The organism is Pseudoalteromonas sp. 5Ae-yellow (assembly GCF_014077565.1).
GTDB lineage: Bacteria > Pseudomonadota > Gammaproteobacteria > Enterobacterales > Alteromonadaceae > Pseudoalteromonas.
On the sequence record NZ_JACGWD010000007.1, the window covers coordinates 14,410 to 39,255 of the forward strand.

At 36.7% G+C, this 24,846-nt stretch carries 21 protein-coding genes and 4 pseudogenes; 15 read left to right on the top strand and 10 right to left on the bottom strand.

Annotation, left to right across the window (positions count from 1 at the left end; translation table 11 throughout):
* Nucleotides 1-44: 44 nt before the first annotated feature.
* Entirely contained in the window at nucleotides 45-1,037 is a 993-nt protein-coding gene (locus H4J63_RS03350; RefSeq protein WP_182194521.1) for an MDR family oxidoreductase, read from the bottom strand.
* A 49-nt stretch (nucleotides 1,038-1,086) separates the two neighbouring features.
* A complete protein-coding gene (locus tag H4J63_RS03355; protein ID WP_182194609.1) occupies nucleotides 1,087-1,722 on the bottom strand; it encodes a TetR/AcrR family transcriptional regulator in 636 nt (211 codons plus the stop codon).
* Between the two features lie 408 nt (nucleotides 1,723-2,130).
* Between H4J63_RS03355 and rmf the strand changes: the two genes are divergently transcribed.
* Nucleotides 2,131-2,301 carry a ribosome modulation factor gene (gene rmf, locus H4J63_RS03360; protein ID WP_002960897.1) on the top strand — a complete coding sequence of 57 codons (171 nt, stop codon included), beginning with the start codon at nucleotides 2,131-2,133 and terminating at the stop codon, nucleotides 2,299-2,301.
* A gap of 65 nt (nucleotides 2,302-2,366) precedes the next feature.
* On the opposite strand, the gene fabA is transcribed toward rmf, so the two are convergent.
* Nucleotides 2,367-2,882 (bottom strand): bifunctional 3-hydroxydecanoyl-ACP dehydratase/trans-2-decenoyl-ACP isomerase, encoded by a 516-nt coding sequence (gene fabA / locus H4J63_RS03365; RefSeq protein ID WP_002960896.1) that lies wholly within the window; start codon nucleotides 2,880-2,882, stop codon nucleotides 2,367-2,369.
* 203 nt (nucleotides 2,883-3,085) lie between these two features.
* Between fabA and H4J63_RS03370 the strand changes: the two genes are divergently transcribed.
* The 3 genes from H4J63_RS03370 to H4J63_RS03380 are packed head-to-tail and all read left to right on the top strand — an operon-like array spanning nucleotide 3,086 to nucleotide 5,191.
* Entirely contained in the window at nucleotides 3,086-3,943 is an 858-nt protein-coding gene (locus H4J63_RS03370) for a 6-carboxytetrahydropterin synthase (protein ID WP_024595367.1), read from the top strand.
* The gene (locus tag H4J63_RS03375; RefSeq protein ID WP_182194524.1) at nucleotides 3,936-4,754 is read left to right on the top strand and encodes a M23 family metallopeptidase; all 819 of its coding nucleotides are present in this window, start codon (nucleotides 3,936-3,938) and stop codon (nucleotides 4,752-4,754) included. Before H4J63_RS03370 ends, H4J63_RS03375 begins: the two co-directional genes overlap by 8 nt.
* 5 nt (nucleotides 4,755-4,759) lie before the next feature.
* Complete coding sequence (locus H4J63_RS03380; RefSeq protein ID WP_002960891.1) at nucleotides 4,760-5,191, top strand: acyl-CoA thioesterase; 432 nt, start codon at nucleotides 4,760-4,762, stop codon at nucleotides 5,189-5,191.
* A 267-nt stretch (nucleotides 5,192-5,458) separates the two neighbouring features.
* On the opposite strand, the gene H4J63_RS03385 is transcribed toward H4J63_RS03380, so the two are convergent.
* Genes H4J63_RS03385 through H4J63_RS03405 form a run of 5 tightly spaced genes read right to left on the bottom strand, consistent with a single transcriptional unit; the run spans nucleotide 5,459 to nucleotide 11,055 of the window.
* A complete protein-coding gene (locus tag H4J63_RS03385; protein ID WP_182194527.1) occupies nucleotides 5,459-6,781 on the bottom strand; it encodes a Na+/H+ antiporter family protein in 1,323 nt (440 codons plus the stop codon).
* An 8-nt stretch (nucleotides 6,782-6,789) separates the two neighbouring features.
* Nucleotides 6,790-8,760: a DUF3488 and transglutaminase-like domain-containing protein gene (locus H4J63_RS03390; RefSeq protein WP_182194530.1), complete on the bottom strand. Its 1,971-nt coding sequence runs from the start codon at nucleotides 8,758-8,760 to the stop codon at nucleotides 6,790-6,792.
* Nucleotides 8,760-9,746 carry a DUF58 domain-containing protein gene (locus tag H4J63_RS03395; protein WP_182194533.1) on the bottom strand — a complete coding sequence of 329 codons (987 nt, stop codon included), beginning with the start codon at nucleotides 9,744-9,746 and terminating at the stop codon, nucleotides 8,760-8,762. Before H4J63_RS03395 ends, H4J63_RS03390 begins: the two co-directional genes overlap by 1 nt.
* A gap of 6 nt (nucleotides 9,747-9,752) precedes the next feature.
* Entirely contained in the window at nucleotides 9,753-10,658 is a 906-nt protein-coding gene (locus tag H4J63_RS03400; protein WP_182194536.1) for a MoxR family ATPase, read from the bottom strand.
* A 13-nt stretch (nucleotides 10,659-10,671) separates the two neighbouring features.
* On the bottom strand, nucleotides 10,672-11,055 hold the full coding sequence (locus H4J63_RS03405; RefSeq protein ID WP_096793086.1) for a response regulator: 384 nt from the start codon (nucleotides 11,053-11,055) through the stop codon (nucleotides 10,672-10,674).
* A 529-nt stretch (nucleotides 11,056-11,584) separates the two neighbouring features.
* Here H4J63_RS03405 and H4J63_RS03410 point away from each other — a divergent pair.
* The 8 genes and pseudogenes from H4J63_RS03410 to gmtX all read left to right on the top strand — a co-directional run.
* Nucleotides 11,585-12,109, top strand: a pseudogene (locus H4J63_RS03410) (hypothetical protein); the annotation flags it as partial.
* Nucleotides 12,109-12,291, top strand: a pseudogene (locus H4J63_RS20620) (sugar ABC transporter permease); the annotation flags it as partial. The pseudogenes H4J63_RS03410 and H4J63_RS20620, both read left to right, overlap by 1 nt.
* A 2-nt stretch (nucleotides 12,292-12,293) precedes the next feature.
* Nucleotides 12,294-13,124: pseudogene (locus H4J63_RS03420) on the top strand (carbohydrate ABC transporter permease).
* Between the two features lie 10 nt (nucleotides 13,125-13,134).
* A pseudogene (locus H4J63_RS03425) lies at nucleotides 13,135-14,143 on the top strand (ABC transporter ATP-binding protein).
* A gap of 248 nt (nucleotides 14,144-14,391) precedes the next feature.
* On the top strand, nucleotides 14,392-15,351 hold the full coding sequence (locus tag H4J63_RS03430; protein WP_002960874.1) for a sugar-binding transcriptional regulator: 960 nt from the start codon (nucleotides 14,392-14,394) through the stop codon (nucleotides 15,349-15,351).
* A gap of 201 nt (nucleotides 15,352-15,552) precedes the next feature.
* A complete protein-coding gene (gene gmtY / locus H4J63_RS03435) occupies nucleotides 15,553-17,013 on the top strand; it encodes a gamma-mobile-trio recombinase GmtY (RefSeq protein ID WP_182194539.1) in 1,461 nt (486 codons plus the stop codon).
* Nucleotides 17,010-19,649 (top strand): integrase family protein, encoded by a 2,640-nt coding sequence (locus H4J63_RS03440; RefSeq protein ID WP_165723451.1) that lies wholly within the window; start codon nucleotides 17,010-17,012, stop codon nucleotides 19,647-19,649. The genes gmtY and H4J63_RS03440 overlap by 4 nt, the downstream gene beginning before the upstream one ends.
* Entirely contained in the window at nucleotides 19,649-20,314 is a 666-nt protein-coding gene (gene gmtX / locus H4J63_RS03445) for a gamma-mobile-trio protein GmtX (RefSeq protein ID WP_165723452.1), read from the top strand. The genes H4J63_RS03440 and gmtX overlap by 1 nt, the downstream gene beginning before the upstream one ends.
* A gap of 83 nt (nucleotides 20,315-20,397) precedes the next feature.
* On the opposite strand, the gene H4J63_RS03450 is transcribed toward gmtX, so the two are convergent.
* The gene (locus H4J63_RS03450) at nucleotides 20,398-21,786 is read right to left on the bottom strand and encodes a DEAD/DEAH box helicase (protein ID WP_182194542.1); all 1,389 of its coding nucleotides are present in this window, start codon (nucleotides 21,784-21,786) and stop codon (nucleotides 20,398-20,400) included.
* On the bottom strand, nucleotides 21,780-22,364 hold the full coding sequence (locus H4J63_RS03455) for a hypothetical protein (RefSeq protein WP_182194544.1): 585 nt from the start codon (nucleotides 22,362-22,364) through the stop codon (nucleotides 21,780-21,782). Before H4J63_RS03455 ends, H4J63_RS03450 begins: the two co-directional genes overlap by 7 nt.
* 156 nt (nucleotides 22,365-22,520) lie before the next feature.
* Here H4J63_RS03455 and H4J63_RS03460 point away from each other — a divergent pair, with 156 nt between their 5' ends.
* From H4J63_RS03460 to H4J63_RS03470, 3 genes are all read left to right on the top strand, one after another.
* Complete coding sequence (locus H4J63_RS03460) at nucleotides 22,521-22,778, top strand: helix-turn-helix transcriptional regulator (RefSeq protein ID WP_182194547.1); 258 nt, start codon at nucleotides 22,521-22,523, stop codon at nucleotides 22,776-22,778.
* 103 nt (nucleotides 22,779-22,881) lie between these two features.
* Nucleotides 22,882-23,370 (top strand): restriction endonuclease subunit S, encoded by a 489-nt coding sequence (locus H4J63_RS03465; protein WP_182194550.1) that lies wholly within the window; start codon nucleotides 22,882-22,884, stop codon nucleotides 23,368-23,370.
* Nucleotide 23,371: 1 nt separating this feature from the next.
* Complete coding sequence (locus H4J63_RS03470; RefSeq protein ID WP_138561542.1) at nucleotides 23,372-24,838, top strand: hypothetical protein; 1,467 nt, start codon at nucleotides 23,372-23,374, stop codon at nucleotides 24,836-24,838.
* Nucleotides 24,839-24,846: the final 8 nt, after the last annotated feature.

The following is a 24,846-nucleotide window of genomic DNA, read 5'->3' on the forward strand; positions in this document are numbered from 1 at the left end:
TTGCATTATAAATTTAATAACGAGGCTTTAACAGAGTAAATAGCTTAACTTTGACAATTAACTACAACACGACCGCGAATTTTGCCTTGCATAAGTAGCTCTGCGTTATCAATGGCGTGTTCTAGTGATATTTCTGTCGAAATTTTATTTAAGTAATCAGCGCTAACTAATTTTGCTAAACGATCCCACGCTTCAATTCTGTCGGCTTTAGGGCGCATTACGCTATCAATGCCTATTAGTGACACACCACGTAATATAAATGGGGCAACTGAGGCAGGTAAATCCATGCCTTGGGCAAGTCCGCAGGCGGTTACTACACCCCCATACTTTAATGATGCACAAATATTAGCAAGTGTATGGCTACCTACTGAATCTATTGCCGCTGCAAAGCGCTCTTTTTGCAAAGGCTTACCAGGATTTGAAAGCTCGTTTCTGTCAATTACCTGTTTAGCACCTAACTCTTTTAAATATTCACTTTGATCTAATCGACCCGTAGCTGCTGTTACGTTGTAGCCAAGCTGGTTTAATAAATAAATAGCAAAGCTGCCTACGCCACCATTGGCACCTGTTACAAGTATTTCGCCAGATTCAGGGTTTATTTCTTGTTTTTCAAGAGCTATAACACTTAGCATAGCGGTATAACCGGCTGTACCTATTTGCATCGCTTGTTTTGGAGAAATACCTGCAGGCAAGGGGATTAGCCAATCGCTATTAAGTGCCGCTTTTTGAGCAAGCCCGCCCCAATGTTTTTCGCCTACACCAAAGCCATTTAATATTACGGTATCGCCATTTTTAAATTCATCGCTGGTGGAATTTGTAACCGTACCCACTAAATCGATACCTGGCACCATAGGAAAAATGCGTACAACAGGGCCTTTACCCGTAATTGCTAAACCATCTTTATAGTTAAGTGTGCTGTATAGCACGTCGATAGAAACGTTTTCGTTTGGTAAATCACTGCTTTCGATAGTCGATAATGAGGCGCTGTAGTTATTATCTTCTTTATTAATAACAATGGCTTTAATTGGGTTATTCATAGGATATCCTTTTAGACCGATCGTCTTTTAATTGGTAAATAAAAACGCATTAGGTTAGTAATGCGCGTAAAAACATTTCTGTATATAAAGTAAGTGGGGTATTTGATTTTGTGAGCTTGGCGCGCATAACCGCACCTTCCCAGCCAATCCAAAAGTACTCACTCATCAATTTTGTATTTACATGGCTTGCAATAGTGCCTTGTTGCTTAGCTTGGTTTAAGCAAACCTCTACATGGTTTTGCCAAGCGGTGTAGCTTTGCATTAATCTGGTTTTAAACTCATCACTTAAATGGTTAAGCTCTTGATTTAAGTTACCGACTAAACAGCCACGTTTGTAATCGTATTTTTTCATTCCTTTAATTGCGCTTTGGGTAAAATTAACGATTCGCTCAAGTGGGGGAATATCTTCTTGCTGTAGGTAATGGGTAAGCTTTGCAATAAAGTAACTGTCGTATGCATCAACGAGGGCAATGCCGTAGGCTTCTTTACTTTTAAAGTAATGATAAAAGGAGCCTTTAGGTACAGCCGCTTTTTTTAAAATAGTATCGAGCCCCGTGGCGCTAAAGCCAAATTCAGTTAGGGTTTCTAGGCCCGTACGAATAAGTAACGCTTTGGTATCGGCGTTCTCTCTGGCTATTTTAGGTGGGCGACCACGGCGTATTGGTGTTGATGTATTTTTGTTCATGTACATATATTAGACCGATCGACTTTAAATAATCAAGCATAAATTTAAATTGTTTAAAAATACTTCAAGTTAGGGGCGGGCTACTAATTTAAGATTAATGAAAAAAAGTGTCACGATTACATTTTTGTTTGGAACTTAGTCAATATTAGTCGGTCACAAATAAAGCACATAAGTGCTTTTTAGCGATTATTGAGTCGCATTTTATTTAGCATAAAACCGGTCAAATTAAATGTTGTATGACCACTTACTTTTTTAAATGTTAATTCATTTTTGCATCAGCAGCTTAGTTAAAGTCAAACAATTTAATTGCTTTTACGATTTGAATTTTACATTTTTATTAACTATTCATTAAATGTAGATTTCACTAATGCTACACAATATACAAATAAAAAGGTGAGGATATTACCGATGAAGAGACAGAAAAGAGATCGTTTAGAAAGAGCTCATTCTCAAGGTTTTAAAGCAGGTTTAGCAGGTCGCTCAAAAGAGCTATGCCCTTATCAACAAGTAGATCCCAAATCAGAGTGGTTAGGAGGTTGGCGTGAAGCGATTGAAAACCGCAACATGTACAAAACCTAAAATCAATAATCGAATTTAAGCAAAAAGGCCTCCACGTTGGAGGCCTTTTTGTACGCATTTAAAAATTAAAACGCGCTAGTGTCTTGGAACAAGCCCACTTTTAAATCTTTTGCTTCGTAAATTACTCGGCCATCTACTTCTACAGTGCCATCTGCAACGCCCATGAACAATTTACGTTTAATTACGCGTTTCATTACAAGGCGGTAAGTTACTTTTTTATTAGTTGGTAAAATTTGGCCAGTAAATTTAACTTCACCCACACCTAGCGCACGGCCAAGACCAGGGCCACCAGACCAACCTAAGTAAAAACCAACTAGTTGCCACATAGCATCTAAGCCTAAACAACCTGGCATTACTGGGTCGCCTTTAAAATGACAATCGAAAAACCAAAGGCTAGGGTCAATATCAAGCTCAGCAACAATTTCGCCTTTCCCATGAATACCGCCATCAGCAGTAATAGAGGTAATGCGATCCATCATTAACATGTTGTCACTTGGTAAACGGCAGTTACCTTCACCAAACATTTCACCTTGACCACACAGGATCAACTCTTCTTTTGTATAGCTATTTTTAGGTTCCATAACACTTATCTTCGCTTAGAAATTGCCAAGTACTTTAGCGTACACTTGTACGCTAAACAACTCGGAGCAGTTAAAAAATCAAAATATTGCATATTAAATCATCAATCAATCAACGCGATTGGTTTTTGCACTATAAAACCGCGCAATTACAATCAGAAATCATTATAATTAACGCTGTCTTATAACCAGTCTAAAGGAAGTTTATGATCCTTTTTGTTAACTCACTAACTGTGATTGATTTTTCTTACTTATGTAACAAACGCGGCGCCGTTGGCGAGAGCTGGATTGTTGATTTAACTTTGCACGGTAAACTTAACGAAGAGTCTATGGTTTTAGACTTTGGTTTAGTTAAAAAGCAAATTAAAGGCATTATAGATGAGTGTATTGATCACCGTTTAGCAATTCCTACAGGGCTTAATGGTACTGTATCTGAATTTGACGAGCATAAAACACTCGACTGTACATTTGGTGAAAATAATCACTTAGCTATGAGCGCTCCTCATCAAGCTTATTGCATGATTAACGCAGATGAAGTAACTGTTGAATCGGTTACCGAATTTTTAATTGCGACTATTTTACCGAAGCTACCAGATAACATCGAAAAAATTGAGCTGTCTCTTAAGCCTGAACACAGCCAAAGTTTTTACTATCATTACAGCCATGGCCTTAAAAAGCATGACGGTAATTGCCAGCGTATTATTCATGGGCATCGTTCTCAAATTGGTATTAGCCTAGATGGTATTTCTATGCCGCGCTTGCAAAAAGAATGGTCTCAAAAGTGGGAAGATATTTACTTAGCCACCAGTGAAGATCAAATTAACGCAGCTGATTTAAAACACATAACAGCCAAAGCGGGTGATGTATGTTTTGCTTATACATCGGCACAAGGCTATTTTGAAATGGCTATTAGCGAGTCTCGTTGCGATATTTTACCAGTAGATACCACTGTAGAATGTATTGCTGAACATGTAGCTGGCCAAATTAAAGCCCAATATCCAGAAAAAGCAGTGAAAGTAACCGCTTATGAAGGTGTTGGAAAAGGATCGATTAGTTATGTTTAAAACACTTTTAGCAACAGCGCTTGTTGCCTCTGCTAGTTTTAGTGCTATGGCGCTTGAGTTAAAAGGGCATTTAACTCAGGGCGGTTTAGTTACTGGAAAGTTAGAAAATGTTAAATCAGTAAGCTTGGATGGCAAAGACTTAAAAATTTCAGCAAATGGTGATTTTGTATTTGGCTTTGGTCGTGACGCTGATACTACTCATACTTTAAAATGGGTAGATAACAATGGTAAATCGCATTCTCAGCCAATAGCTATCACTAAGCGCGAATATAAAATTGATAAAATTACCGGCGTAGCTAAAAAATATGTCTCTCCGCCAAAAGAAGTTAGTGCGCGTATAAGCCGCGAAGCAGTTGCGGTACGAAAAGCCAGAGAAGTAGAGTCTGATTTATTGTACTTTTTAGATCCTGTTTTAAAGCCTGCAGAAGGGCGCATATCGGGTGTTTATGGTAGTCAGCGCTATTTTAATGGCGAGCCTCGTCGTCCGCACTTTGGCTTAGATATTGCGAATAAAACAGGCTCACCTGTTTACGCGCCTATTAGTGGTACCGTGGTATTTGCTGAACCTGATTTATACTACTCTGGCGGTACATTAATTATTGATCATGGCCATGGTATTACCTCAACTTACATTCACTTAAGTAAGCTTGATGTAAAAGTGGGTGATAAAATTGAGCAAGGTAACAAAGTGGCTGAAATTGGTGCAACAGGGCGTGTAACGGGTCCTCACCTAGATTGGCGTTTTAACTGGAAAGGCGAACGCCTTGATCCTGCATTACTAATGCAAGATACATTAGCAAACAAAAAGTAGAGATTATGACTGACGTAAATCGCGATGCAATAATTGCTCAGCGTATTGAAGACTCAACCACATCGGTAACTAAAACCGTGTTTCCAGGGCGTACTAATCATCACAATACTTTATTTGGTGGTGATGCACTGGCGTGGATGGATGAAGTGGCATTTATAGCAGCGACTCGTTTTTGTCGTAAGCCTTTGGTAACTATATCTTCTGATAGAGTCGACTTTAAAGAAGCCATACCAGCAGGTACTTTTGCAGAGTTAATAGCTAAAGTAGTGCATGTAGGTAACACCAGCTTAAAAGTTGACGTAGATATATTATTAGAAACCATGCACAAAGACGATAAGCATTCAGCCATTAGTGGCAGCTTTACGTTTGTTGCAGTTGATGATAACCACAGACCGACTCCGGTAGTATGCGACAAAATGATTTATGGTTTTGATTAACTTAAAGCTTTGAATATGCGCTAAAGTAAATTTATATAAGCACCTTAATTGGTGCTTATATAAATCCTTTAAAAGAACACATCATACTAGGTGTTCATTAAATATAACCTCAACAACAGAGTTAGTATTAACTAAAAAGTAATCATACAAGGGGGATTGATAGGGGTGAGAGTTGTTGGGTTTGGATACTAAAAAGGTATGCTTTTAACATACCTTTTTGGTTATATTTAGCTTTTAATTACATTTATTAAACTTACATAAATGTGATTAAAGTACCATTGCTGCAATCCAGCCAAATATCAGCAGCGGAATGTTAAAGTGAATAAACGTTGGAATAACAGAATCTCTAATGTGGTCGTGCTGGCCATCGGCATTTAAACCCGATGTTGGGCCAAGCGTTGAGTCTGAAGCAGGGGAGCCTGCATCACCTAGAGCGCCCGCAGTACCAACAAGCGCAGCGGTAGCCATAACAGAAAAGCCAAGGTCTAAACATAAAGGAACAAACAAAGTTGCAATAATAGGCACTGTTGAAAACGAACTGCCAATTCCCATTGTAATTAATAACCCGACTAACAAAATAACACCAGCGGCCAAAGGTTTATTACCATCAAAAAGGGCGGCTGCGCTGTGTACTAAGCTTGCTACATCGCCAGTGGCTTGCATAACCGATGCAAAACCTTGTGCCGATATCATAATAAAGCCAATCATGGCCATCATCGCAACGCCTTTACTAAATACGTCGCCGTTTTCTTCCCACTTAACTACACCAAAAACACTAAATATCATTACACCTACTAAGCCACCTAAAATCATTGAGCCACTTAGGTTTTGTGCAACAAGTGAGGCAAGTACTGCAAAAAGTCCTACAATCATTACTTTTTTAGGATTTTCTACCTCAGCCGATTTACTCACAGTTGTTAATGGGAGCTCTGTGTATTCGCGGCGTTTTTTGTAGGTAATAAATACCGCAATAAGTAATCCAATAAACATACCTAATGCAGGAATTATCATCGCCACGGGTACTTGGGTATTTACAATATCTAGGCCGTTATCAACTAGGTTTTTGTGCAAAATAGAATATAAGTAAATCCCCCCAAAGCCATAAGGAAGCACCATGTAAGACGTTGCTAATCCAAATGTTAAAATACACGCTATAGCACGCCTGTCTAATCTTAGCTGATTAAAAACAACGAGTAACGGCGGGATTAAAATAGGAATAAACGCTATGTGTACAGGGACTAAGTTTTGTGAAGAAATTGCACAACCCAAAATAATTAATAAAATGAAGTAACTTAAAAATGTTTCATTACCGCAGCCTTTTGCATTTACTTTAGCAAGTAGCTTATCAGCGAGAATGCGTGTTAAACCCGACTTAGAAATAGCAACGGCAAACGCACCGAGCATAGCATAACTTAGTGCAATTTCAGCTCCAGCTGAAAGGCCAGAATTAAACGCATCAACACTTTCTTTTATGCCCAAGCCAGCAGTAAGACCTGCAACTAACGCGCTTATGATCATGGCAACAATGACGTTAACGCGAGCCAGAGATAGCCCGAGCATTAAAATAACGCCTATAACAACAGCATTCATAGTATTCTCTATTTGGAAATTTTAATTAATTTTATCAGATCTTTAGCCTGAGTTTTACGCTCTTTCGTAAAAGGTTTTTTACCATAGCGTACTTGGTTAAATAACTGCCTAAAAGTGTTTATAGATTGTGCAGAACGAGGAAGTTGATCAGCAAAAAAGTCTAACTGCTGACTCGGTGTTAAATTATCGGGTGTATTTATTTTTTGTTTTTTAGCCCATGCTTTTACTTCATAAAACTCTTTAACTATAGGCGCTAATTTAGACGGGCGTTTTGGTAAGTTTAAATAAACAAAATAACCTACAAAACAAAAACCAGCTGTTAGTAAAACCATTAATGGTACAAGCCAAATATTTTTACTACCAAAAATTGATTTTAAAAAATCATTTTGTTTTTCTTCGTCAAAACCAAGTACCCAGCTAGACCATTGATAATCGAGGTTTTCAAGTTCCAACCTTAACCAATTAATAGCGGGGAAATTACTTAAACTCACTAAACCAAAATCAAGGTTACTTTTAAATTCGTCATTCAGCTCTTCGTTTTGCGAAAGTGAGCCATTTAAACGCTCCGGTGCTACAACAGCGGTTGCATCAAAAATAACCCAACCTTCGTTTTGTAAATATACTTCTACCCACGCATGCGCATCGTACTGGCGAACTGTTAGCGTATTATTATCTTGGTTTAATTCACCGCCTAAATAACCACTTACTAATCGAGCGGGTATACCTGCGGTTCTAAAAATGTACGCAGCGGCACTGGCATAGTGGCCACAAAAGCCACGTTGATTATCAAATATAAATTGATCTATGGTGTTATCGCCGCTCATAGGAGTGGGTGTTAATGTGTAAGTAAATCCCGTACCTGCAAAGTATTGTAATAAGCGGTTATAAAAATCGCGATCAGAGTGTGTATTTTGCTTTAAGTTTTTAGCAAGTAATGATGTTTTTATATTCTTTTTATAAGCGAGGTATTTGTAGCGTTTTTCTTCAAATTCGCCAAGCGGTAAAGCTGTGAAGTTAAAGCTATTTACATCGTATTGTAAGTTTTTAGCTTGGCGACTTTTTTTACGCAATAAACCTAGTGAATTACCTTCAACATTTGGTGAGTTACTACTGGAATACGCTAAACCATAGAGCCATTTTTGTGTCGCAGGCTCTGTAATAACTGAGTAGCTTGCAATAAGTTGCACATCATTTTCGCTCTGCGTATTTGTTTTTACATTATTATATTTTAAAAAGTCAGACGTAAGCCACGCATTACCATTAAACTCATCATGGACTATTGCTCGCCAATAATAAGGCGCTACAGGTTTTTCTTCGTTAAATTTAGTTCTAAACACAAGTTCATCTGAGTTTGAAAGCTTTGCAATATCGAATGGATCGACTTGTTCAGAAAGCCCTGTTTTAGCAAGCTTAGGCCCAGGAAGCTGCCAAAAGGCGGGCATTTTTGGCAAAAAAAGCAGTAAAAATATAGCTAAAGGAAGCGCTAAAAGTAGCAGTTTACCGCTTTGTTTAGAGGCTATTTTTAAATTATGTTTGGACTCGAGTAAGCCAAGTACTGCAAAGTTTAATATGTATAAACCACTTACAGTTAAAGTTGTTAAAATGCTTTGGTTAAATAAATACACCGATGAGAGTGAAAAAAACGTAAGCGTTGTAATTACATGATAGTGTTTTTTGGTTTTAGCCTGTAGCAGTTTAAATAAACTAGCAAGTAGCAGCATGGCCACAAATAAAATAACCGTATCCGACATGCCTACTGTGTAGAGCATTAAACCGAGTGACACACCTGCGAGTATATTTGCCAGCGAAGCATTTGGCTTTGGTTTATTACTCAGCGTTATGTAAAAGTTCCATGCACAAATAAGTGAAAGTACACCTACAAAAACAAGCGGTAAATGTGATACAAAAAATACAATCAAACATGCATATATAAAAGACAGCGAATAATTTATTACTTTTTCGTTTTTAAGTATGTCCATTACGCATCACCATTAAATGAGCATAATACTTCTAAGCATTGCTGCTTATGATGCTGTCCGGTATTTGTATTTATTGTTTTATTCGGTAGCTTTAACATAAAAGGGGTGTTTTTCTCGGTTGCTTCACACACTAAAAAGCATAACTGGCTTAACCGTTGTTCTGTATCTCCATTCATTAACGTAAAATCGAAGAGTGCATATGCTGTTTTAAAGTCTACAAATTCTTTAACTAACAACTGCTGTGTTTTTGCGTAATGCTTCCACGACACTCTTTGCAAGCCCATTTCAGGTAAATGTGGGATAAGAGACTCAAACTCTTCGCTACCAGATTGTGTAGAAATACCTTTATCGGCTTGCTCATCAAGCATAGAAACATGCGCGTCACAGTGAACTTGTTCAAGCGACGGGTATACAAATACATCTTCTTGTAATTGAATGTAGCTCCAAACAGTTATCAAACCAAAGGGATAGTTACTCGCTATTTTAATACGTTGCACTGAGTACTTACCGCGTGAGCTGTAAGGTAAGTGGAGTGTAAGTAACTGAGGTTTACTATCAACTTGGCCGGTATATTTGTGAGTTTGCTCACTCCCTTGATATGTTAAATTAATAGATTGGGTTACTGAAGGGCTTTGTAATTCAAATATAATACTCGGTTTTTGAGGAGCGTAGCTATTAAATGCATCTTTAAATTTAACTGTTAAGCCTTTAGCGTTACTGTAGCCCATTAATACAGCAATAATCATTACCACAAACATAAGATAAGACATTATTAAAATTAAATTATTTTGATAATTAATGCCCATCACAAAGTTTAAAATAGCTACAACTATAAAATACCAACCAAGGGATGATGGCAATACATAAATTGTTCTGTGTTCAAGTGTAATTGAGTTTTTTAAATGTTTATTTTTTAATAACTTATTAAATACACTTTGCTTAAATGATTTAAATAAAGAAGGGCGCTTAGCTGTTTTTTTTGGCATAAAAGTTTATACCGGAACTAATACGTTTTTTAAAATATCGTTTACTTGCGCTTCACCTGACTCATTATGCAAACCTAATCGATGCTGACACACACTTGTAAAAACGGCTTGAACATCTTCTGGCATTACAAAATCACGACCATCAATAAAGGCCCACGACCTAGCCGCTTTAGCCAGAGCCATACTAGCACGAGGTGATAACGATGCAGCAAACGCATTGCTTGTGCGTGTGTAATTAACGAGTTCAATAACGTAGTCAACTACTGGACTACTTAAAGTAATTTGGCTTATCTGGGTTTGAATTGCCGCTAACTCTTGTTGGTTAATACGCTGTGGTAATTGGCTATAATCTCGTTTTTGCATATTCAAAATTAAGCGTTTTTCGGCATCTTTAGGGGGAAACCCCAAGCTTATGCGCATTAAAAAACGGTCTAATTGTGACTCGGGTAACGGATAAGTACCCGATTGATACAGCGGGTTTTGTGTTGCGATAACAAAAAATGGATTTGGCAGCGTATATTTTTTTCCATCTACTGTTACTTGTTGCTCTTCCATTGCTTCAAGCAACGCACTTTGTGTTTTGGGGCCTGCGCGGTTTATTTCATCTGCTAAAACTACTTGGCTAAAAATAGGGCCTTTATGAAACGTAAAGCTATGCTCGGTAGAGTTAAATACATTAGTCCCAAGAATATCAGCAGGAAGAAGATCACTAGTAAATTGTATACGTTGATATGATAAACCTAATACAGCTGACAATGCATGAGAGAGAGTGGTTTTTCCCATACCAGGCAAATCTTCAATGAGTAAATGCCCTTCGCTAAATAAGCATGTAAGTGCCAGTTTTATTTGCTGTTGTTTACCAAATATAACAGTCGAAAGATCGTCTATAATCGCAGTAACAGTACTATGCATGCTAACCTTATTATTATTCTATTATTTCAAGACGCTTCATTACAGTGTCGACTTTTTTTGTGTTAAAGGGTTTTGCAATAAAGCCTTTAGCACCCATTTCCCACGTGTTTTGTACGTTTTCGAGACTATTGTGGCCCGAACACATAACAACATGAGTGTGTGGGTAAGCACTATTAATGTATTCCAATATCTCTTCACCGTTAGAGTCAGGTAAATCGACATCTACAAATATTACGCCTGGCGGTTTATTGTCCATAATAGGTTTAGCAGAGCTAAAATCAGCGCTTTCTAATATATCTTCAAACCCTAAGTCAGTTAAAATTTGGTTTAGATAATCACGAATTTCCTTAACGTCATCAATAATGAGGATGGGCTCTAGCGGGCGAACAAATTCCATATGTAGGTTACTTCTATTTTGAATACATCTAAGTGCTTTAATACTAAGCTAACCCCATCATAAGCTCAAGAACGTTACTTAAAAAACACTAATAAATAAACTGTTTATAGGTTTGCCCAACAGCCTATTTTTAAAGGATTACCTGCTTTTATATCTTCTATTAACTTATATATACATTAATTGTATTGAACAATAATGACGCATCTACAATAAATTCGTTAACCCAACACCTTATTTCCTCAAAGTTTGATGTAACAAATTTGCTACTTAACTTATTGATTCAAAAATATTTACATATAAATTCGATTTTTTGTAAACGTTTTGTAATAAAAAATCGTTGACCTTCCAAATTCATTTTGTGATTATGCTCATCAGATGGGCTTATGCTCACAAGTGCAACTTCATTAACTATTTAATGTTTTGCTCAGATAGCCTCATCTATACACACTGAATTAATACCAATTTCATTAAATGCATATGTAATTTAATAAAGTTGGCATCACACACCACACTAAATAAAGAGCTTATTATGTTGAATAATAAAAAGACTAAATTTGCAATTTCTCTCATAGCGGCAGCTATGGCTACATCAGCACCAGCACAGGCTGATATTTCTGAATATTTAGATCGCGTTGACGTAGACTTTTTACTAATGCAAAACTTTCAGTCAATTCAAGCTAAAGACGGCGCATTTCGTCCAGAAGATGAAGAACAAGAATCAGGTTTTGGCCGTATTAGAGCTAATCTAATGCTTAAATTTCATATTAACGAGTTCATCACTGCCGATATAGATATTGCAGAAGAGCCTAATGACTTTGGTGGCGAAGATCGTGACTTTTCATTTCACAACGATTTCGCAGGTGTTGAGTTTGATTTACTAGGTCTTTATGGCACACCAAAAGAAAACGCTAATTTAACACTGCGTTTAGGTAACATTGGTGGCTCACCTTTTCAATTTAAAGGTTTTCAAGACGGCGCAGATAACCAAAGTAATGCACTTATTGGTAATGGTATTACCGATTACGCAACCGCAGAAAACGGTGCACAGCTAAATTAGTTACAACCAGCGGTGGTCCTGGTTATTCGTCGACCAATATAACGTACTTAATTTACACGCAATCACTACTTCAATTTGATGTAGGTGGCGGTTCGGCAGGGGGCATAGTTGCAGTAATAATTGCAAATATTGTCGCTATATTTTTAATGCGCTTAATTGGCAAAAACTTGGAGGGTTAATTATGACTATAAAAGATAGCCGTCGTTCCAAACTAATTTATACCATAGCTGCATGGACAATAAGCGGCATGATTTTCTTTCCAATTTTATGGACGTTAATCACCAGCTTTAAAACGGAAGCCGAAGCAATTTCAGCAAGCCCAAGCTTATATGCGTTTGATTGGACACTCGAAAATTACCGCGATGTACTGTAGCGTTCACCATACTTTAACCATTTTTGGAACTCTGTAGTTATATCGCTAGGTTCAAGTTTACTGGGGTTATTAATTGCGGTACCTGCTGCGTGGTCTATGGCTTTTGTACAAACTAAAAAAACAAAGCATTTATTAATGTGGATGCTTTCAACCAAAATGTTATCGCCAGTAGGCGTACTTATTCCTATTTATTTATTGTTTCGTGACTTTGCGTTACTTGATACAAAGTTAGGTTTAGTGATTGTAATGACACTCATTAACTTACCAATAATGGTATGGATGCTGTACACCTACTTTAGAGAAATACCAAACGAAATACTTGAAGCTTCACGTATGGATGGCGCGACAATTGGTGAAGAAATATTTCATGTTTTATTACCAATAACCTTACCAGGTATAGCCTCAGCGCTATTGTTAAATGTTATTTTGTCGTGGAACGAAGCATTTTGGACACTTATTTTAACCGCTGCAAATGCTGCACCTTTAACGGCATTTATTGCCAGTTACTCAAGCCCTGAGGGGTTATTTTACGCTAAGTTATCGGCAGCATCTGCCATGACCATTGTGCCAATTTTAATACTTGGTTGGTTTAGTCAAAAACAATTAGTGCGTGGATTAAGTTTCGGCGCAGTAAAATAGGAGAATACACATGGGCAGCATCACACTAAAACAAGTCACTAAAAACTTTGATGAAGTTAACGTAATTAAACCGCTCGACTTAGAAATTAAAGACGGTGAGTTCATCGTATTTGTTGGGCCATCAGGCTGTGGTAAATCTACATTACTTCGTATGATCGCAGGTCTTGAAGATACCACCAGTGGTAATATAGAAATTGATGGCATTGACGCTACAAAAACACCGGCTGCAAAAAGAGGCTTAGCAATGGTGTTTCAATCCTATGCGTTATATCCGCATATGACTGTACGCAACAATATTGCTTTTCCTTTAAAAAGAGCCAAGGTAAGCCCTGCAGAAATCGAAAGTAAAATTGCTAACGCCGTTAAAATTCTTAATTTGACCGATTATTTAGACCGAAAGCCCGGGCAATTGTCGGGCGGTCAGCGCCAGCGTGTAGCATGTAGCGATAGGGCGCGCAATTGTACGCCAACCATCGGCATTTTTATTTGATGAACCACTTTCAAATCTAGATGCATCACTACGTGTAAATATGCGTTTAGAAATATCTGAATTACATAAAAGTTCAGCTAAAACAATGGTTTATGTTACACACGATCAGGTTGAAGCCATGACAATGGCAGATAGAATCGCGGTATTTAATGCTGGTATTATTGAACAAGTAGGCACACCTTTAGAGCTTTATAAAAATCCTGTAAACAAATTTGTAGCTGGTTTTATTGGTTCGCCAAAAATGAATTTTATAGATGCTCCACAAAATGAAGATGCGAATGTTAGCTGTATTGGTATACGACCAGAGCATATAACACTCTCAACTGAGCAAGGTACTTGGGCTGGAACTGTAGGTGTAATTGAGCATTTAGGATCGGAGAGCTTTTTACATATAAATATTGAAGGCAAAGGGACCGTAACAGTAAAAGCAGATGGTGATTGTCCGTTAAAATATGGCGATAGTATTTACCTAAGCGCACCGGCTGATAAAGTATTAAAGTTTGATAATAACGGTTTAACAATTCTCTAGAGCCAATCTTTAATTACCTTAAATAGCACCTTTATAAAGGTGCTATTAACTAAATTCTAATTACATAATCCTATGAAACCTAGGTATTTTTTATTAATGAATGGTATATTTACAACTATAAATAACAAAAACGTTATTGATAAATAGATACTCCAAAATTAATAAAATAATTTATATAGCAGCACATATAATTAAAATTATGTAATAAAAATAAGGACTTAGTTTTCCTTCTATTTTAAGAGGTTTACGTGGTAAAGCTATCAAATACAGAAATTAGAAAGCTAGATGATGCAGCCAGAGCAGGGTGGTTATATTATGTTGGCGGTAACACACAAGATGAAATTGCTAAAAAACTAAATATATCTCGTCAATCTGCACAAAGAATGGTCGCATTATCTGTGAGCCAAGGATTAATTAAAGTTAGACTTGACCACCCGATTGCCAAATGTATGGATTTAGCTGAAAAATTAAAAAGCCGTTTTGGGTTAGATTCGTGTGAAGTTGTACCGAGCGATCCATCTGAACCTTCATCTACATTAGGTTTGGCTCAAGCTGGCGCGGCAGAAATAGAACGTCATCTAAAATCAGAACAACCCAAAGTACTTGCTATGGGAACCGGTCGAGTTTTACGTTCATGTGTGGATGAGCTAAGAACTGTTGATTGTCCGCAACATAAAATTGTAGCCATGCTAGGTAATATGGCTTTGGATGGATCGGCTTCACCTTATGATGTTGTAGTAAGAATGGCCGAACACACTAATGCAAAACATTATCCAATGCCATTGCCAGTTTTACCAAGAAGCATTGAAGAAAAAGAACAGTTACACGCACAACAAAATATTACCGGTAATTTAAAACTCGCTAAAGATGCCGATGTAACATTTGTGGGTATTGGTAGCTTAGGTGAAAAGTCGCCATTACATATAGATGGTTTTATTGATGCGCAAGAACTTAAAGAGCTACAAGATCTTGGTGCTGTTGGTGAAATGATTAGTTGGGTGTTTGATAAAAACGGTAAGCTTTTAGATTGCACAGTTAATCAGCGTGTAGCAAGTACGCCATTAAAAACAAATGCTAACAAACAGATTTATGCGATAGCTGCTGGTGAAGAAAAAGTGTTAGCCATTTTGGGCGCAGTAAGGTCAAACATGATCAGTGGATTAATTACTAACGAATATACAGCTGAGCGTTTACTTAGTATTGATTAAACAAATTGATAAATAAAGTATCTGTATTAGTAATACTAGTTATTGTAATAAAAACACTTAATGTCCGATACCGTCTATTATATATAGTAATTAATTAAGTGTATATTGTGTATTTAAGTGGTTAATTAATCGATGAATTTGACTTTAACAGCGCAAGCTATATAGTTGTATGTATGTATATAGTGTATTTAAGAGATAGGATTGACTACAGTAAAAGTTAGAGCAACAATAATAGAAGATAATACTGGTGTAAAAAGCCAAATACCTACCTTACTTACAGAAGAGGGTGAAATAAGTTCAGTAACTGATTACTTACTATTAATGGAGGCTAATGGTTCAAGTAATTCGTCTATGTTAAGTCTAATCAGGGCTATATCTTTGTTATTAGATTACATGGAAGCTAATAAATATTTATTTCATGATCCCGCCATACTCTTTCAAACTTTCGCTAAGCGCTTATATACAGGCACTATAGGTGAGGAAGGTTTAGATCCTTCAGGCTTATATTGGATGCCTACTTCAACAATTAATGTAAATAAACATATCAATAGGCTAACTGCATTTACGGATTGGCAGGCTAACAAAATTGGTAAGGTTTCAATGAACCCCCTACGTGATGCTACACCACATGAATATAGGTTAAATTATGCATCATGGTTTCGAAAGAATCAAAATGACTACTTGGGACATATTGAAGATAAGACTATTAATAAAACTATTCGAAAAGCAAGGCATATCAAAGGGCGTACATTACTAACACAAGCCGAAGGTGATGCAGTTGCATTTCCAGAGAAATATTGGGAAATGTTTTTTAAGCATGGCTTAGGAGGCTCCTCTGACCCAAGAATAATACTTAGGGATAAATTGGTTTTATTATTAATTCATGGAGGTGGTCTTCGCTTAAGTGAAGCACTGACTCTATGGATTACAGATGTGTTTGAGGATCCCTATAATCCTGAAATTGCTGTTGTCAGAGTTTATAACGAAGTAGACGGCAAAGCCCCTTATGATTGGAAGTGCCGCTCAGGCACCCAAACTAGACAAGCATATTTAAAAGAAAACTATGTAAGAATTCCACGTATTAAAATGAAAGGAACTCATTATCTAGGTTGGAAAAGTACGGTCGTTGATCATAAAGATAATTATTTACAAGTTCATTGGTTTCCTTCTGATTACGGTAAGGTTTTTATGTCATTATGGACTAGCTATCAGAAGTTCCGTGCTAGTGTAGATTGTTATCACCCTTATGCTTTTATATCTTTTCATCATACAAGTTTAAGTTCTCCTTATACAATTAATGCTTTTAACCATAATTATTCAGTTGGGTTAAAAAGAATTGGATTAAGATCTAACAAATCAGAAGGAATTTGTCCTCATGGACATCGTCATAACTATGGAAGACGCCTTGAGCGAGCAGGGCTGAGTCCACTTATAATACGTCGTTGTATGCATCATAAATCGTTAGAATCTCAAATACCCTATACAGCTAAGAGCCACATGGAAATATCTAAAGAACTTGAAAGAGCCACGCATCAACTATCAAACATAGAGCCCGTTGTTAAACCATTGAATTGGAATGACTTAGTTGAGGTTGGTTTTAGGGATATAGACCCTGAAGGTTACTTTACTGGTAAACACTCTAAATTTAGAAGCTTAAAATGAACAGAAATTTTGAAATAAAAAAAAGAGATAATCGTGCATCGGATACAACTTTCGGTTGGATGTTAAACACATTTGGTCCTGAATGGGAGGAGTGGCAAAAATTAGCTTCAGAATGGATGGAAACACAGCAAACTGGTGTTGGGCCTAAACAGGTCGCTCTGACACGTTTCTTTGAAACATACCTCTATAAACAAGTCCCTTACGCTGTTGATGTTAAACTTTTTTTTAGTGGCTTCAATGGCCATAAATGCTCTACTGAAGAATTTGAAAAGATAATAAGAAAAACAGTTAATCAACCTGCAGCAATACAAAAGTCAGTTAATGTCCCATGCGATTTTATTGATTATATTATTGAATCTCATTTATCTGAAAAAAATGATAATGGTATTTCTATCCCACTTGTAGTTAACCCTTTCTCTAAAATAAAGATAGCCCGTTCTCTCACAGAAACTGTTCGTAACCCTTTACCTTATCGATATATTCAAGATTTACGTCAGATTATCTGTCCATTACCAAGTAAAAAAGAAATGCTAAAGATTTCTAAAAGCATAGGGTTAAATGAAGAGTTGAAACCATCTTATCACTACCGAAACTTCTGTGATTGGACTTGGTCCCATGATGTACAAAAAAGTGATTGGTACGAAGTCGATGAAGAAGTTATCGATAAATCAGACCCAGATTGTGTGTGGCGTACAAAAAAGAATGGTAAAAAAGAAACGTTCCAAATCTGGTCGCCTGTTAGGCATATGATACTGTTTATTAAACTACATTTACCTTTGCGTACATATCAAATAAGTATGTTGGATAGTGGCGAGGCTGATACATGGAGATATGAAAATCAGCAATGGGTACTTAACGAAAAACATAGATTTATATTAGGAAATGAGAAAAGACCATTTGGTAAAGGCGTTTTTCGTCGAGTATATGATTCTGTTTCTGCCTCTTATTCAACTGCCTTATACATAAATACTAATAAATCTGCAGACAATAATAAAGAGGAGCTCGAGCGGGGATATACAATTCCTTGGCAAAATGAGGAAGTCCTATATTGGTTAGAAAAATTACGTAATTGGCAGGAAAAATATAATTCTATTGAAAGCCCTACAGACTGTACTACTCTAAAAAATAAACATATAGCAGATCAGAAAAAATCTGAAGCTCAGTTAAAAAGTATGGGCGATATTTCCTTTCTTTTTCGCGATGCCTCTGCAGCGGGTACGGATATATCTAAACCAACTTACTATAAGGCAATAAATCGATTATGGTATCAATTATTACTTAAATTGGAATTCAATCTAGAATCAAATGGAGATACACTGGATAATGGAGAAAAATTAAAGTTAGTTCACGAATGTCCTCCTGGTGTATCTTTGGCTTCAATGACTAGTACGTACTTTCCGCTTCATAGCTTACGTGTTTCTTTAATTACGGCATACACAATGGATACACAGCTCCCCATTGCTGTTATTTCAAAAATGCTAGCAGGCCACAGTAGATTACTGATGACAATTTACTACAACAAAATCACTCCTTCTGTATTTGCACATAAAATGGGTGAGGCAGAACTTCAATTAGAAGAAAAGTCTGCTCAAAGCGTCAGAAATTTTTTAAAAGATGCTTCTACCGAGCAAATTCAAATGAAAATGGCATACCATAAGTCCGATAGTATCGAAGCAGCATTAGTTAATCGTGCACCTATAGGTTGGGAAGAAAGAGCTGCAGGCCTATGCTTAGTTGGCGGTAATACCGTTAAATCTAGTGAATCTAGTTCACTGGGAGGCTGCTGGAATGGAGGAGAAGAACTAACTGAAGCAATACATGCTCAAAACCGTATTTATGCAGCTGTATCTCATGGTCCTGAGAACTGTATTAGGTGTCGGTGGTTTATAACTGAAGCACGCTACCTTCCAACTCTTAATGCACAATTCAATCAACTCAGCTATAAGGCTCACCAAGCTGCAAACCTATTTATTGAAATCGAAGGTGAGTTAGATGAGTTAAAAGATGAAAGTTTTTTTGCTGAAGAACAAGGAATTCCATTTATTAAACATAATGAACTTCAAATTTTACAGCGGAGATACGAAAAGCAAAAAGTTGAAGCTGATGAATATACAAAAGATTGGATGGCCTGCTTTGAACTTATAAACAAAATTATTCGGATAGAAGAAACACGCAATGATGATGAAAAACAAGATAAATTAATTGCTGTTGGCAATGAAAGAGATGTTACGAAAGCACTGAAGTTCATAGAAACAAAATCAGAGTTATTACACTTATCATTGCTTTGCGAGGATGCTGAATTTTACCCTGACCTCAAAGATGAACTTCGCAAAACACCAGCAATACATAAGCGCACAATGCAATTAAGCCGGGTGCTTATGAAAAGTGGTTTCAAGCCAATTTTTATGGAAATGGACGAAAATCAACAGTTAATCGCAGTAAATGCAATGATGAGAAAAATGGCTAAAATTGCTGATCCTGAAGATAAAATGGAAGGTTATAGAAAGGTAGCAAATCATATTGAAGCTGAAGAATATCTTATAAATAATAAACTTTTGTCTGCCGGTATATCTGCTATCAATAATAATGTAATAAATTTAGAAAAATTAACCTCGCCATTAAGTTTGGAAAGCTAATGATTATTAATACAGAAATTATCCTAGCTGATTTAAAAGATGGAAAGGCAACTAGAACACAAAAAAACTTAGAAAAATTGAATGAAATTATGAGTAATTATTCATCTTTAGGTAATTGTAATTTTTCAATAACACAGATAGGTCATTACTCCAAATTAAATGGTGGTCCAGGATATGAAGCTTTGAGGGCGACAAGAAACGACCATTATCGTGTACTTATTGAAGCATGGGCTGAGAAGAGCAGAGATAGGGTTCAAAGAGCTAATAGCAAAGTCAAACCGAACAGCAAACTCCCTTCCGATAATATTTTACTGCAGCGTATTACAGACCCTGCGGTGAGAGCTTTGTTTGGACAAATTATTGCCGAGAGAAACCGGTACAGAAAAGAGGTTAACTTACTTAAACAACATGCAAATATTGTGATCGACAGACGCCCAATCAAACAATCAAATGAACCTCATACTTTTGAACCATCGTTGATAAACAACTTAACAGAGTCTGAAAACAAAACACTAAACTACGCCATATCTCAAGAGTGCATGGAAAATAATGACTGGTATTCAACCTCAGCAGGGCAAATTAAAAGTAAAGATAGTAACATTGAAATACTTCCGCGTGGTTTTATTACAGGTTTAACAAAACTGCTTGGTGTAAAAGTAGAATAATTTATAGCTTTAATTTAACTTACTAGTTGTCTTTCATAAATCTAAGCAGGTGTAATACCTGCTCTACAAAGTAGCTTGTTATTTTAGCTCATTACAAACACCTCTATTACCCGCTCTCTAAATCCGCCAAAGGCCTGTAAAAAGCTTGCTTCTTGAAGCTCAGTTTTCAGCTGACTTGATTCGTTTGATCCCCATGAAAATAATAAATCATCAATTTCAGCAATCGGCTGACTATCGGGCCTAGTGGAGCTTGTCTTTTTATGAGTCTCTGTTCCAAAATATTCATTCGCTATGGCGTTATTTCTTATTAGTACACAAGTGTCGGGTAGCTCTTGGTCAATTCTATTTGCAAAGGTGCTTAGTGTTTCTTCGGCGAGGGTGAATAGCCAAGCTTCTTGGTTAGGGGAATTGTTTACTCTTAATATGCGTCCAAGCACCTGCCTAAAATAAAGCTCGGTTTTAACTCTGCTTAAATGGCAGCACACTTGCAGTCTTGGTATGTCAGTTCCTTCCGATACCATACCAACGCTTACAATCCATTGTGTGTTGCTAAAGCGAAAATGACTGATTCTCTCGCCAGCATCGCTTTCTTTGTAAGTAACTATGGTTGCTGATTGATGGAAAATCTCTGTAAGAACCATCACTATCTGCTCTGCATGCTCAACAGAAGAGGCAACAATTAACCCTGCGGCATTGCTATTCTGCTGCCTAATAGTGGCAAGTTTACTTACCCCTTGAGCAACAATGTAATTGATTACAGCTTCGTGCTTAATCAAATCTTGGTAGGAAATCGATGGATCTTTTAGCAAAGACTTTAATGAGTTATAGGTTTTAGTTTCCTGTTTCGTGGTTGTTACCGAAATTTCTTCATTATCAATTAAAACAATTTTAGGGTTACGGCAAACGCCATCATTTACCGCCTGTTGCAGCGAGTAAGTGTAATTGCACTGAATTTTATTATCAGGTGCGCTATAAGTTGCCAGCGCGATAGGGAGAAGGTCAGAGCGCCAAGGTGTGCCTGTTAAAGCTAACGTGAAAGCAGCCTGCTGTTGAATATTTTTAACAATATCTTGCCCCCATACATTGGCATCCTCAATGCTTGAACCAGCGCAATGGTGTATTTCATCAAACACCACTAACACGCGGTTGTTCCTTAATAGTTTCCAGTAGTCGTCATTAAAAAAGCGCATGTTTTGATAAGTATACGAGCAACCAACTGAGCCAATAACACCGTCAAAATTACAATTTAAACGTTTAGCAAACGTCTTTCTAATGCCATTTGCAACCTCACTAGAGGGTGAAAAACAAATCACAAAGTCTATTTGCTTTGTATCAAATAAATAAGCTGTAACTTCTGCCGCCAACACGCTTTTACCAGCCCCTGGTGTAGCTAAACAAAAAAAGTGTTTATGGTTTTGAGAGTAATGTTTTTTAACTACCGATAAGCAGGCTGTTTGCCAAGCCCTTAACATGGCTGTTTTTCTGTTGTTTTATTACCCAGTAAAGTCTGCAAAGCATTTATTTTGCCAAGTAATTTAATCGATCTTTCCTTAGCCTGAGTGTGATGCAGTTGCAATTGTTCATGTAGTTTAGGGTAACGCGCAGTAAGGCGTTTGTACTCTTTAGCTTCTTCAAGCACGGTGTTTAAATCAATTTCATATGTTAGTAAGTCTTTTTTAAGCTCTTCTTGGTACTCAGTAATTTCAAGATTTTCAGCTGTGGCGTTAGTAGATTTATTGTTAGGAATATAAATTTTTTTTGCTCTACTTTCTCTAGAATTAGGCACAATTTCTAAATTTAAAAATAACTCCGTTTTTGAGTAAATAACTTCTTTAACTCCATTGTTTAATTTATTGGTTCGCTTTAATAGTCCTTTTTCAACATTACGAGTTAATTGACGGTATATAAACTTTCGGGTTTCTACCGCATCGGTAAATGCAGATTGTTCATGTAATAAAGCGTCTTTCGCTTGCGTTACAGTGAAGTTATCCATCTGTTTGATTACCAAAAGAAAATGTAAAAATACATTCATATTCGCTTTCTTACTCATTGCTAAACTTTGCCACTCACCATAAACTTAGGATTCCTAAGTATACATGCTCATGTAAAAACTAGACAATCATTTAAATGTAAGAGTTACCAAGATGAAGCAACGGTGCAGGTTAAATCCTTTTTTACAGAGCGTCTTAAAGAGGCTCGAAAGCGAATGAAAATAAGCCAAAAAGAGTTAGGTATTAAAATAGGGATGGACCCAAGTTCAGCCAGTGGCAGAATGAACCATTACGAAACAGGTCGCCATATGCCCGACTTAGCTACCTTAAAAAAGCTAGCGTCCGAGCTAAATGTTCCCGTAAATTACTTTTTTTGTGAGTCAGAAGAAAGCGCAACACTGGCGTGTTTAATCGAAAAGCTTGATGACGAAGGTAAGCGTAAGCTCATTCAATTATTAGAATTAAAACAGTAAAATACACGTATAATCGGGCGTAAATATATGCCTGATTTACAGTAGTATAAACCCAGAATCTTGGACTAAAAAAAACGCACCTGAGGTAGTTAAATATGTTGATTTGGCTAACGCTAAAAATGGGTCTGTGGGTGAAGCTATAGAATATAGTTTTTCTGAAGCACCAAGTCGAGCAAGAAGAATATTGCGACCACATGACACAATCATAGGTGTAGTTAGGCCTGCAAATAGATCTTTTGCTTATGTGAATGAAGATAATTTAACGGGTAGTACAGGGTTTGCAGTAGTTAGAGCAAATAATCAAAATTGTAGAGCTTTTGCATATTTTTCTTTAACTAATGATGATTGTATTCAAGAGTTCACGCGCATTGCTGATGGTGCTGCTTACCCTGCAATAAAACCAGAAGATGTAGCGAAGACATATTGCGTTTACTCCAATAATAAAATCTTAGATGCATTTGAATCTATTGCTGGAAACATCATGTCTGGGGTTGCAAGAAATCAAACACAAACAAAAACATTAACTAAACTCAGGGATACTCTTCTTCCGAAGTTGATTGCTGGTGAGATTACAATAAATAAGGATATTTAAAATGAGCCGTTGGCTTGAAGAATTTGATAACCATCCATTTCAGAATGTTTGGAGTAACTTAAAAACCACAATTGAAGACTCTCAGGTCGATGACGAAACCATAATTACAAATGTTGAGGAATTAGCTCGATTAAGAAAAGTAATTACTTTCTTAGATGTTTTAATTGATTCTATTGACCCTGAGTTAGTACCTCTTACTACCTGGGATTCTTTCCGAACTCAGTCTCAATCATGTCTACAAGAAATAACAAACTATAATAATAACCGAAATATTCAGCATGTTATTAAAGCAAATACATATGCCGATAATTTATTAACTTATGTTCGTCCCTATACAGTTGAATCAGCAAAAGCAGTTAAAGCTACACAAGCAGCTTTTCGTGGATATTCAAAGACAGTGGCTCAAGGGTTAGAAAACTTTAAGAGAAAATCAACTGAGTATTTAGATGAATTTGAAGAGTATAGAAATTCAACTGAAGAAAAGTACTCCGAATTAAAAGGCTTCCATGCAGAAATTACTGATTTACGCCAACAGTATTTTGTAGGTAATGAATCTGAAGACGCCCTAGAATCAAAAATAGATTCAATGTTTACCAAGTTTAGTGATTATTACTCGCAAATTTCTGATTATCAAACTGAACTTTTAGGCAGCGGTAGCGATTCAATTAAAGAAATAATAGAGGAAGCTAAAGTTGAGTCTGAAGACAGTAAAAAATTAATAGAAACAATGCTTCATGATACTGAGAGTAAACTTAAGGAGCTGAAGCTATTCTACAGGGATGTTCATGGTATTGAAGATGAAGATGGAAATTTGAATGGTGGTTTAAAGTTAGAGATTAGTAAGAGGAAAGAGGAACTAGATAGCTTTAAGAAGCAACAACAAATTCGTTATCAAGCATTAAACTCCCAAATTGAAGAATTACTACCTGGCGCAACAAGTGCAGGTTTAGCTACAGCCTATAGAGTTATGAGAAAATCATTTAGTAAACCAATTAAGCAATATTCTTATTTATTTTACTCAGCAGTATCTATATTAACTTTAACAGCGCTCTTATCAAGCATTGATAGTTTTTGGACTGCGAATGAGATCATTAAATTTGTTGATATTACTGATCTTAGTGGACTATTAAATAGCTTGATTCATAAGTTACCTATCATAGTACCGGTAGTATGGTTAGCTCTATTTGCTTCTAAAAGGCGAAGCGAAGTGCAAAGATTACAGCAAGAGTATGCTCACAAAGAAGCTCTAGCTAAATCATATCAAAATTTTAAAACCCAGATAGATAATTTGAATGTACCAGACAGGAAAGAAGAATTAATGGAGAAGCTTCTTTCTGCTGCAATCGATGCAGTTTCTGCAAATGCTTCCGATACTTTAGACAAAAAACATGAAGATAAAACACCAGCGCATGAAGGCTTAGATAAAATGATAAGTTCTTTGGAGAAGCTTAAAGGGATTATTAAATAAGGATGTTT

What these genes read in the sequence shown, in the direction of transcription:
- H4J63_RS03350 (WP_182194521.1), bottom strand. Translation starts at nt 1,037, where the DNA reads ATGAATAACCCAATTAAAGCCATTGTTATTAATAAAGAAGATAATAAC.
- H4J63_RS03355 (WP_182194609.1), bottom strand. Translation starts at nt 1,722, where the DNA reads ATGAACAAAAATACATCAACACCAATACGCCGTGGTCGCCCACCTAAA.
- rmf (WP_002960897.1), top strand. Translation starts at nt 2,131, where the DNA reads ATGAAGAGACAGAAAAGAGATCGTTTAGAAAGAGCTCATTCTCAAGGT.
- fabA (WP_002960896.1), bottom strand. Translation starts at nt 2,882, where the DNA reads ATGGAACCTAAAAATAGCTATACAAAAGAAGAGTTGATCCTGTGTGGT.
- H4J63_RS03370 (WP_024595367.1), top strand. Translation starts at nt 3,086, where the DNA reads ATGATCCTTTTTGTTAACTCACTAACTGTGATTGATTTTTCTTACTTA.
- H4J63_RS03375 (WP_182194524.1), top strand. Translation starts at nt 3,936, where the DNA reads ATGTTTAAAACACTTTTAGCAACAGCGCTTGTTGCCTCTGCTAGTTTT.
- H4J63_RS03380 (WP_002960891.1), top strand. Translation starts at nt 4,760, where the DNA reads ATGACTGACGTAAATCGCGATGCAATAATTGCTCAGCGTATTGAAGAC.
- H4J63_RS03385 (WP_182194527.1), bottom strand. Translation starts at nt 6,781, where the DNA reads ATGAATGCTGTTGTTATAGGCGTTATTTTAATGCTCGGGCTATCTCTG.
- H4J63_RS03390 (WP_182194530.1), bottom strand. Translation starts at nt 8,760, where the DNA reads ATGGACATACTTAAAAACGAAAAAGTAATAAATTATTCGCTGTCTTTT.
- H4J63_RS03395 (WP_182194533.1), bottom strand. Translation starts at nt 9,746, where the DNA reads ATGCCAAAAAAAACAGCTAAGCGCCCTTCTTTATTTAAATCATTTAAG.
- H4J63_RS03400 (WP_182194536.1), bottom strand. Translation starts at nt 10,658, where the DNA reads ATGCATAGTACTGTTACTGCGATTATAGACGATCTTTCGACTGTTATA.
- H4J63_RS03405 (WP_096793086.1), bottom strand. Translation starts at nt 11,055, where the DNA reads ATGGAATTTGTTCGCCCGCTAGAGCCCATCCTCATTATTGATGACGTT.
- H4J63_RS03440 (WP_165723451.1), top strand. Translation starts at nt 17,010, where the DNA reads ATGAACAGAAATTTTGAAATAAAAAAAAGAGATAATCGTGCATCGGAT.
- gmtX (WP_165723452.1), top strand. Translation starts at nt 19,649, where the DNA reads ATGATTATTAATACAGAAATTATCCTAGCTGATTTAAAAGATGGAAAG.
- H4J63_RS03450 (WP_182194542.1), bottom strand. Translation starts at nt 21,786, where the DNA reads ATGTTAAGGGCTTGGCAAACAGCCTGCTTATCGGTAGTTAAAAAACAT.
- H4J63_RS03455 (WP_182194544.1), bottom strand. Translation starts at nt 22,364, where the DNA reads ATGAGTAAGAAAGCGAATATGAATGTATTTTTACATTTTCTTTTGGTA.
- H4J63_RS03460 (WP_182194547.1), top strand. Translation starts at nt 22,521, where the DNA reads ATGAAAATAAGCCAAAAAGAGTTAGGTATTAAAATAGGGATGGACCCA.
- H4J63_RS03470 (WP_138561542.1), top strand. Translation starts at nt 23,372, where the DNA reads ATGAGCCGTTGGCTTGAAGAATTTGATAACCATCCATTTCAGAATGTT.